Origin of the sequence: Aquidulcibacter sp., assembly GCF_044346625.1 — a bacterium.
GTDB lineage: Bacteria > Pseudomonadota > Alphaproteobacteria > Caulobacterales > Aquidulcibacteraceae > Aquidulcibacter.
Window position 1 is genome coordinate 20,629 of sequence record NZ_JBIIYV010000041.1, and the last position, 7,524, is coordinate 28,152.

9 protein-coding genes, 2 tRNA genes and 2 pseudogenes are annotated in these 7,524 nt (G+C 56.6%); 3 read left to right on the forward strand and 10 right to left on the reverse strand.

All coding sequences use genetic code 11. The features are described 5' to 3' along the window. Positions 1-8: 8 nt before the first annotated feature. From ACIQ20_RS11020 to ACIQ20_RS11045, 6 genes are all read right to left on the reverse strand, one after another. Positions 9-85 (reverse strand) — tRNA-Arg (locus tag ACIQ20_RS11020). Beyond that, on the reverse strand, positions 85-393 hold the full coding sequence (locus ACIQ20_RS11025) for an ETC complex I subunit (RefSeq protein ID WP_395780259.1): 309 nt from the start codon (positions 391-393) through the stop codon (positions 85-87). Before ACIQ20_RS11025 ends, ACIQ20_RS11020 begins: the two co-directional genes overlap by 1 nt. Positions 394-497: 104 nt before the next feature. Next, positions 498-574: transfer RNA gene (locus ACIQ20_RS11030), tRNA-Pro, on the reverse strand. Between the two features lie 66 nt (positions 575-640). Then, on the reverse strand, positions 641-1,141 hold the full coding sequence (locus tag ACIQ20_RS11035) for a DUF192 domain-containing protein (protein WP_395780261.1): 501 nt from the start codon (positions 1,139-1,141) through the stop codon (positions 641-643). An 85-nt stretch (positions 1,142-1,226) separates the two neighbouring features. Continuing rightward, positions 1,227-1,583, reverse strand: coding sequence for a cold shock domain-containing protein (locus ACIQ20_RS11040; protein WP_395780263.1), 357 nt, complete (start codon positions 1,581-1,583; stop codon positions 1,227-1,229). A 24-nt stretch (positions 1,584-1,607) separates the two neighbouring features. After that, complete coding sequence (locus ACIQ20_RS11045; RefSeq protein ID WP_395780265.1) at positions 1,608-1,754, reverse strand: hypothetical protein; 147 nt, start codon at positions 1,752-1,754, stop codon at positions 1,608-1,610. Positions 1,755-2,014: 260 nt separating this feature from the next. On the opposite strand from ACIQ20_RS11045, the gene parE reads away from it, so the two are divergent. Together parE and ACIQ20_RS11055 are read left to right on the forward strand one after the other, a co-directional pair. Further along, positions 2,015-4,030, forward strand: a complete 2,016-nt coding sequence (gene parE / locus ACIQ20_RS11050) for a DNA topoisomerase IV subunit B (protein ID WP_395780267.1) — start codon at positions 2,015-2,017, stop codon at positions 4,028-4,030. 4 nt (positions 4,031-4,034) lie between these two features. Next, positions 4,035-4,145, forward strand: a pseudogene (locus tag ACIQ20_RS11055) (DUF1272 domain-containing protein); the annotation flags it as partial. A 44-nt stretch (positions 4,146-4,189) separates the two neighbouring features. Here ACIQ20_RS11055 and ACIQ20_RS11060 read toward each other — a convergent pair. Continuing rightward, the gene (locus ACIQ20_RS11060; protein WP_395780273.1) at positions 4,190-4,312 is read right to left on the reverse strand and encodes a hypothetical protein; all 123 of its coding nucleotides are present in this window, start codon (positions 4,310-4,312) and stop codon (positions 4,190-4,192) included. Between the two features lie 35 nt (positions 4,313-4,347). On the opposite strand from ACIQ20_RS11060, the gene ACIQ20_RS11065 reads away from it, so the two are divergent. Beyond that, positions 4,348-5,517 carry a saccharopine dehydrogenase family protein gene (locus tag ACIQ20_RS11065; RefSeq protein ID WP_395780269.1) on the forward strand — a complete coding sequence of 390 codons (1,170 nt, stop codon included), beginning with the start codon at positions 4,348-4,350 and terminating at the stop codon, positions 5,515-5,517. A gap of 12 nt (positions 5,518-5,529) precedes the next feature. Here the strand turns inward: ACIQ20_RS11065 and recR are convergent, their stop codons facing one another. The 3 genes and pseudogenes from recR to ACIQ20_RS11080 all read right to left on the reverse strand — a co-directional run. Beyond that, positions 5,530-6,156 (reverse strand): recombination mediator RecR, encoded by a 627-nt coding sequence (gene recR, locus ACIQ20_RS11070; protein WP_395780271.1) that lies wholly within the window; start codon positions 6,154-6,156, stop codon positions 5,530-5,532. A 2-nt stretch (positions 6,157-6,158) separates the two neighbouring features. Continuing rightward, the gene (locus ACIQ20_RS11075) at positions 6,159-6,482 is read right to left on the reverse strand and encodes a YbaB/EbfC family nucleoid-associated protein (RefSeq protein ID WP_290808057.1); all 324 of its coding nucleotides are present in this window, start codon (positions 6,480-6,482) and stop codon (positions 6,159-6,161) included. Between the two features lie 48 nt (positions 6,483-6,530). Beyond that, positions 6,531-7,524 (reverse strand): annotated as a pseudogene (locus ACIQ20_RS11080) (hypothetical protein); the annotation flags it as partial.

Below are 7,524 nucleotides of genomic sequence, written 5' to 3' on the forward strand. Positions count from 1 at the left end.
CTAAGAACTGGCGACCCAAGCAGGGCTCGAACCTGCGACCGTCCGCTTAGAAGGCGGATGCTCTATCCTGCTGAGCTATTGGGCCTAGTGAGACCAGGGTTCACGGCGGTAAAAGGTGAAGTTGTCAGAGTAAGCACGCGGGATCCGCTTAGGCTCTTGCCGATCAATAACCTGAAACGCCAGATTGTATTTTTGCGCGTAGGCTATTGCCTCATCGCGCGTATCAAAGGTCAAACGCACTTGACCTTGGGTATCAGCTGACGAGGTCCAGCCCATTAAGGGATCAGAGGAGCGCACGGCAGCGGATTCAAATTCTAGCATCCAAACATTATTCTTCGCCCGGCCCGACTGCATGGCGTTTTTGGCTGGACGGAAGATTCTTGCAAATGTCATGAAGGCCTCGAAACTAGATGTCTCATCATGAGCGCGTTCGGCAAAAATGTAAAAGCGGGCAATGCACTAAAATAGCACGTCCCGCTCGTCACAAACGACCAAAATGGTCGGGGAGACAGGATTCGAACCTGCGACCCTCTGGTCCCAAACCAGATGCGCTACCAAACTGCGCTACTCCCCGAGAGGCGCGCGTATAGCGCGACCAAGCCGTTTAGGGCAAGCGCCCTAAACAGATTTTACTGAAGTCTCACTTTTTTCTACGGGCAGCAGGAAAAATTCTGTGAGTCACACGTTGGCCAGCGGCCAGCCCCAAACGACGAGATTCGCCCGCACCAATCTCCAAAACCGCTAAAACTGGCCCGTCAGAAGGAATGAGTGCGCGTGACATTGGCTGTGCATTCGCCGCAATATTGGCAATGCGACCATCGGCGCGAATGAAGATGAGGTCGAGCGAAACCAGCGTGTTTTCCATCCAGAAAGTTGCTGATTCCGGGGTCTTAAAATCAAACAGCATGCCAGTGCCGCGTGGCACTTGGGTCCGCCACATCATCCCGATCTCGCGCGAGCGAGGTGTGTCGGCCATTTCAACGTTGAATGACCGAACACCTGCCGGTGTCGCGATCGACAATTTCTCAACCCGCAAGCCGCGCTGCGGCCCCTCAATGGCCACAGCTTGAGCAAAGGACGCGGATGGGAGGGCGGAACAAGCCACGAAGGCAAGGAAAAAGAAATGAAGTAGCTTCGTCATACCCCTCTCCTAACACGGCGCGTTGAGGTCAGCCAAGATGGCATGAACCCGACCAAGTCGCCACAGCTCAACTTGCTTCAGAGTGTCAGGCGCGCACAATTGCTGTGGCGATAACTCCCTTGGCACTGCGCTCAACACGGGCCCGCAGGACTTCCCCGACATCGACCATATCAATGCCGCCGCGGCGCAAAGTGCCCACATGCAAGAAGATATCTTCAGAGTCTGGTCCTTCGCTGGTCAGACCAGCAAAGCCATATCCTTTCGACCGGTTGAACCAATTGACCGTGACGGGAACAAATTGATCCACATCTTCTGGCGGTGGCCGAAAGACCGGCCGCAAGCTCAAAATCCGAACAACTTGCAGGCCTCGATCGCGCTCCGCTGTCAAAACAGTGATCTCGTCGCCCTCTTTAGGGATGGCGGTCAAGTGCTTCCGCAGCACGCCAATATGCAATAAAACATCAATTTAATTGGGGTTTTCGCTATCATCTGCCCTTAGCTGAACAAAGCCAAAGCCTTTGACTGGATCGAACCATTCTACGATGCCCTCTGCCAAAGTACCCAAAGGCTCTTTCCCCATGGCCAGAACAGTTTCTAACAATTGGTGTGTCACAACTCTTGATCCCTTCGCTCAAATTGCTAGAGCGCGAGCTCCGTTACGGCGGACTTTTAGAATGAGCCCTGAGCGAGCCCCTCGCACCCGAACCTTAGTATCACCAAAGGGTAGGAAAACACACGGTTTACGAGAGCGCATGATGTTTGTGAAGAAAACGAAAGCCCGTGATTGCTAACACAAAGGCTTGACCCACGGGCCAAACAAGAGCCCATATCAAGGCGCTTTTGTTTGCGTTAAAATTCAAGGAATCCCGCTGAATGGCTGCCAATGCCGCTCCAAAATCCAGTTTGTTTGATGACCTAGAGCCAGCAGGCGTCTCTGCAGCCACCGCGGGCTATTCCGCGAAAGACATCGAAGTGCTTGAAGGGTTGGAACCTGTTCGCAAGCGGCCTGGCATGTATATTGGCGGCACTGATGCCCGCGCGATGCACCATTTGTTCGCAGAAGTGCTCGACAATTCGATGGACGAGGCCGTTGCCGGTCATGCAACGCGCATTGAGGTGACCCTAGAGGCCGATGGTGCCCTCGCGGTCTCGGATAATGGGCGCGGCATTCCAATCGACCCCCACCCGAAATATGTCGACAAGTCCGCGCTTGAAGTCGTTATGACCGTGCTGCACGCGGGCGGCAAGTTCTCGGACAAAGCCTACCAGACCTCTGGCGGCTTGCACGGGGTGGGCGTGTCGGTCGTTAACGCGCTATCCGATCGCCTCGAAGTGGAAGTGGCTCGCGACAAGCGGCTCTTCCGGATGGCGTTTTCACGCGGGATACCCCAAGGCCCAATCGAACACTTGGGCGCGGTGCATAATCGTCGTGGTACGGTTGTGCGCTTTCACCCGGATCCAGAGATTTTTGGCGAAGGTGCCAGCCTTGATCCAGCGCGCTTGTTCCGCATGGCCCGATCCAAGGCCTATTTGTTCCGGGGCGTAGAGATTCGTTGGAAATGCGCGCCCGAACGCATTCGTCCCGGTGATTCCACGCCTTTGGAAGAAGTTTTGTGCTTCCCGAATGGTCTGGCCGACTATCTCCAAAGCAGCATTGGCGAAGCCCCAACCGTCACCTCCACCATGTTTGCCGGGCGCACGTCGCAAGCTGGCGGTCATGGTGCGGTGGAGTGGGCCTTGACTTGGGGTGTGCGTGGGTTTGGCGACCGTGATGGCTTCCTATTGTCCTATTGTAACACCATCCCCACGCCAGAAGGTGGCACGCATGAGCAAGGCCTCCGGACGGTAATCTCCAAGGGCTTACGCAATTATGGAGAGTTGGTGGGCGACAAGAAGGCCGCTCAAATCACCTCTGAAGACGTGTTTGGCACCGCAGCAGCCCTGATCAGCGTCTTTGTACGCGAACCAGAATTTGTCGGTCAGACCAAGGACCGCTTGGCGACGGCAGAAGCATCCCGCATTGTTGAAAACGCCATCCGAGATCCGTTTGACCAATGGTTGGGGGCAAGCCCACGTGAAGCGCGGGCTCTCTTAGATTGGGCGATTGCTCAGGCCGATGATCGGCTCAAGCGGCGCAAAGAAAAAGAAGTGCAACGCCAAAGCGCGACGCGCAAATTGCGCTTGCCTGGCAAGCTGGCAGATTGTGCGCGTCAAGACGCTGTTGGCACCGAAATCTTCATAGTCGAGGGTGATTCGGCAGGTGGTAGCGCCAAACAGGCGCGCGACCGCAATACCCAAGCCATTTTGCCTTTGCGTGGTAAGATCTTGAACGTCGCCAGCGCGGGCGGTGACAAGCTTGCTGGCAATCAAGAACTCTCTGACCTCGCCCTTGCTTTAGGGGTCGCTCCGGGCAGCAAGTTCCGGGTTCAAGACCTGCGCTATGAGCGCGTCATCATCATGACTGACGCAGACGTCGACGGGGCTCATATCGCCGCGCTGCTCGCCACTTATTTCTTCCGGGCCATGCCGCAATTGGTGCATTCGGGCCGCTTATTTGTTGCCTTGCCGCCACTCTACCGCCTGACCCATGGCGGCAAGACGGTCTATGCCAAAAACGACGCGCACAAGGATGAGTTGTTGAAGACCGCCTTCAATCCTCGCGCCAAAGTCGAGATTGGACGGTTCAAAGGCTTGGGCGAAATGATGCCGGCGCAATTGAAGGTCACGACCATGAACCCGGCCACCCGCACGCTTGCGCGTTTGGTCATTCCCGAGGGTGATTTGCCCAGCGTGGGTGAGTTGGTTGAAACGCTGATGGGGCGCAAACCTGAGTTGCGCTTTAAATGGCTTCAAGAAAATGCCCGCTACGCAGAAGAGCTGGACGTCTAGGTCAATGCTGGCGCTCAAGCCCAATTGCGAATGCTGCGACTGCGATTTGCCAGCCGATAGTGCTGAAGCCTTCATCTGTACCTTTGAGTGCACCTATTGTGAAACATGCGCGACCGGAAGGCTGGCTGGTGTATGCCCCGCTTGCCAAGGAAATCTGGTTCAAAGGCCAATCCGGCCAGCTAGCGCTCTGGCTCGTTTCCCGGGCCAAACGGAGCGGTCACCCATCAAAGCTGCCTGCCAGTCAAAATAGGTTTGAGCCTCTTGCTCTTCCTTACTTTCCAAGCCACACACGTCCCAACAATTAGGGAGATGAGGGCATGAGCCAGCAATTTGATATCATCGTATTTGGCGCGTCAGGCTTTACCGGCCGATTGGTGGCTGAGTATCTTGCAGCAACCTATCCAACCGGCGTGAGCTGGGCGATGGGTGGGCGCAGCTTGGAAAAGCTGGCGCAAGTTCGTGACGAAATTGGTGCGCCTGCGAATACACCGCTTGTCGTCTGCGACAGCGATGATGCCGCTTCCTTGAAGGCGATGGTCACCTCGACCAAAGTGGTTCTTACAACGGTTGGCCCCTATCAGCTCTATGGCAATGGCTTGGTTGCTGCCTGCGCTGAGCACGGTACCGACTATGTTGACTTGTGTGGCGAGCCTGCTTGGATGCGCAAGATGATCGACGCGCACGAGGCTGCTGCCAAAGCGTCGGGCGCGCGCATTGTGTTCTCGTGCGGCTTTGACTCTATCCCCTTTGATCTTGGCGTCCAAATGGCGCAAGAAGCGCTGATCGCCAACACGGACAGCCCAGGGACCAAAGTTAAAGGTCGGGTCCGCAAGATGAAAGGCACGTTCTCGGGCGGCACGGCAGCCAGCCTAAAAGCCACCATGGCCGCTGCGATGAGCGAGCCCGGTGTCCTCGACCTGTTGCGCAACCCATTTGCGCTTACCCCTGGCTTTGAAGGCCCAACCCAGCCCCATGGCATGAAGCCTTATTTGGACGAAGAAATGGGTGTCTGGGTCGCCCCCTTTGTGATGGCCCCAATCAATACTCGCAACGTACACCGTACCAATGCACTCCTCGGTCACAAGTACGGCGCTGGCCTAGTTTATGAGGAAATGATGGTGACCGGGCCCGGCGAAAAGGGTGAGGCCATGGCCAATGCGATTGCGGGCGACAAAAGCCTCGGCGGTGAAGGTGGGCCAAAGCCCGGCGAGGGTCCGTCGAAAGAAGAACGTGAGACAGGCTTTTACGATGTGCTGTTCATTGCGCAGTCTGACACCGGCGCCGAAGTCCAAGTCGCCGTCACCGGTGACCGCGATCCGGGCTATGGCTCGACTTCCAAGATGATTGCCGAATCCGCTTTGTGCCTCATCAACGAAGCCAAAGATGCCGCTGGCGGGATTTGGACACCAGGTGCCGTCATGGGCCCTGCCCTTCGCGCCCGTCTTGTGAAAAGCGCTGGCCTCACCTTTGATATCGTGACTGGCTAAAGCCCAAAGACGTTAGACGCTGCGGCGCGCTTTGAGGGCCGCCAGCAGCGTCCCGTCGTCCAAATGATCCAATTCCCCGCCAACTGGCACGCCATGGGCCAGCTTGGTGGTAGCGACGCCACTGTCGACCAAAATATCGGCGAGATAATGAGCAGTGGTTTGACCTTCCACCGTGGCAGCCAAGGCCAGAACAACCTCGGTGATGCCACCTTCTTGAATGCGCGCCATGAGTCCGCCAATCCGCAAGTCTTCAGGACGCACGCCGTCTAAAGCCGACAAGACGCCGCCAAGAACATGATACTGGCCTGAATAAGCGCCAGAGCGCTCAAGCGCCCAAAGGTCACTCACTTCAACCACCACACACAAAGTGCTCTGATCACGGGCTGGATCAGCGCACACAGAGCACGGGTCTTGTGTATCGAGATTGCCACAAATCTGACAGGCCTTCACCTTTTCAGCTGCATCCGCAAGCGCCTGGCCAAGCGGCTGCATTAAGGCGTCGCGCTTCTTCAAAAGGTGCAAGGCCGCCCGGCGCGCAGAACGTGGACCCAAGCCCGGAAGCTTCGCCAATAGCGCTACGAGTCGTTCAATCTCAGGGCTTGCCGTGGCTCGCTTGGTACGCGCATTCCGATCCGTCATGATCAGAAGGGCATCTTAAAACCTGGGGGCAATGGCAGGCCACCCATCAAATCCTTTTCCATCGCAGCGCGACTGGCTTCGACTTTTTTGCGGGCATCTTCAAAGGCCGCCTTGATCAAGTCTTCGAGAATTTCGACATCCTCTGCCACACACAGACTGGGATCAATCGAGATCGACAAAAGCTTGCCTTCGCCATTGCTGGTGATTTTCACCATGCCGGCACCTGCACTACCTTCAGCCTCAATTTTTTCCATTTTCTTATGCGCATCAGCCACTTTGGACTGCATCTGCTGCATGGTCTTCATCAATCCGCCAAGGTCTTTCATCGCTTTTGTCCTGTTAAATAGGGATACGGCAAGATCCCAGATTATTTCCTAGTCGCCAACGCGGCGGCGGTTAAAGTCTACTGTTAAGACATTGCTGGTCAGGGCTTCGATTTCCTCGTCTCCATCCTCAACCACCGCCTCTAAGGCTACCTCTGGCACCGGTGCCGCGCGGACATCTAGGATGCGGGCACCGGGGAAGGCTTTCATGGCCGCGACGACTTCTGGGGCCTGTTTGGCGGCGTCTACGCGTTCAACCTCTAAGCGCTTGTTGCGTTCGGCAATGCTCTCTTGGCCACCAGAGCCCGCCTCAACCAGCCAGTTTTCGTCGGTTAGCGCCGTAAGTGCCTCGACCGCACGCTTTTGCAAATCTGCCGGCGCATTGGGCAAAAGCTCGATCACCAAATGGCCAGGCACCAGGCTAACCGGGCGAACAAAGCGCTCTAGTTCCGTCACCAAGACAATCTCACGGGCATCTTCTAGTGCCTCCAGCAGGCCCTCAAAGGTCATCACTGCATGCTTCGATGGAGTAGGAGCCGACTGGTTCGCAGGTGTCTCTGCTGACGCTTGGGGCGCTAGCAAAGCCGCGGGTCCACCACTGGGTGTTTGAGACGGCGACGGGCCCGCCAACGCACTGGTTGCCATCGGCTGACCAATCAGGAGACGGGCTAAATCCTCGGGTGGCGGCAATTGCTGAGCCGCACACGCGCGCAACAAGCACATTTCAGCGGCTTGGACGGGATCCGGCGCGCGACCAGATTCTTCAAAGCCTCGCAAGATCAATTGCCAAAGCCGTCCAAGCGACGCAGGGGTTGTGCTGTGGGCAAACGCCTTCATTTGTTGGATATGGTCGCTCGCGCCAGCTGGGTGCCAATCCGCACCCAAAATGTCGCCGCGTGAGATTTCGTGGGTTAGGTCCATTAAGTCGCGCAGAACAAGGCCCGGATCGGCGCCCAAATCATACTGTTCGCGGAAAGCTTGCAGGGCCGTCTTGGCATCACCTTTTAGAATTGCCCCCAGCAAAACCATCGTTCGGCTGCGGTCG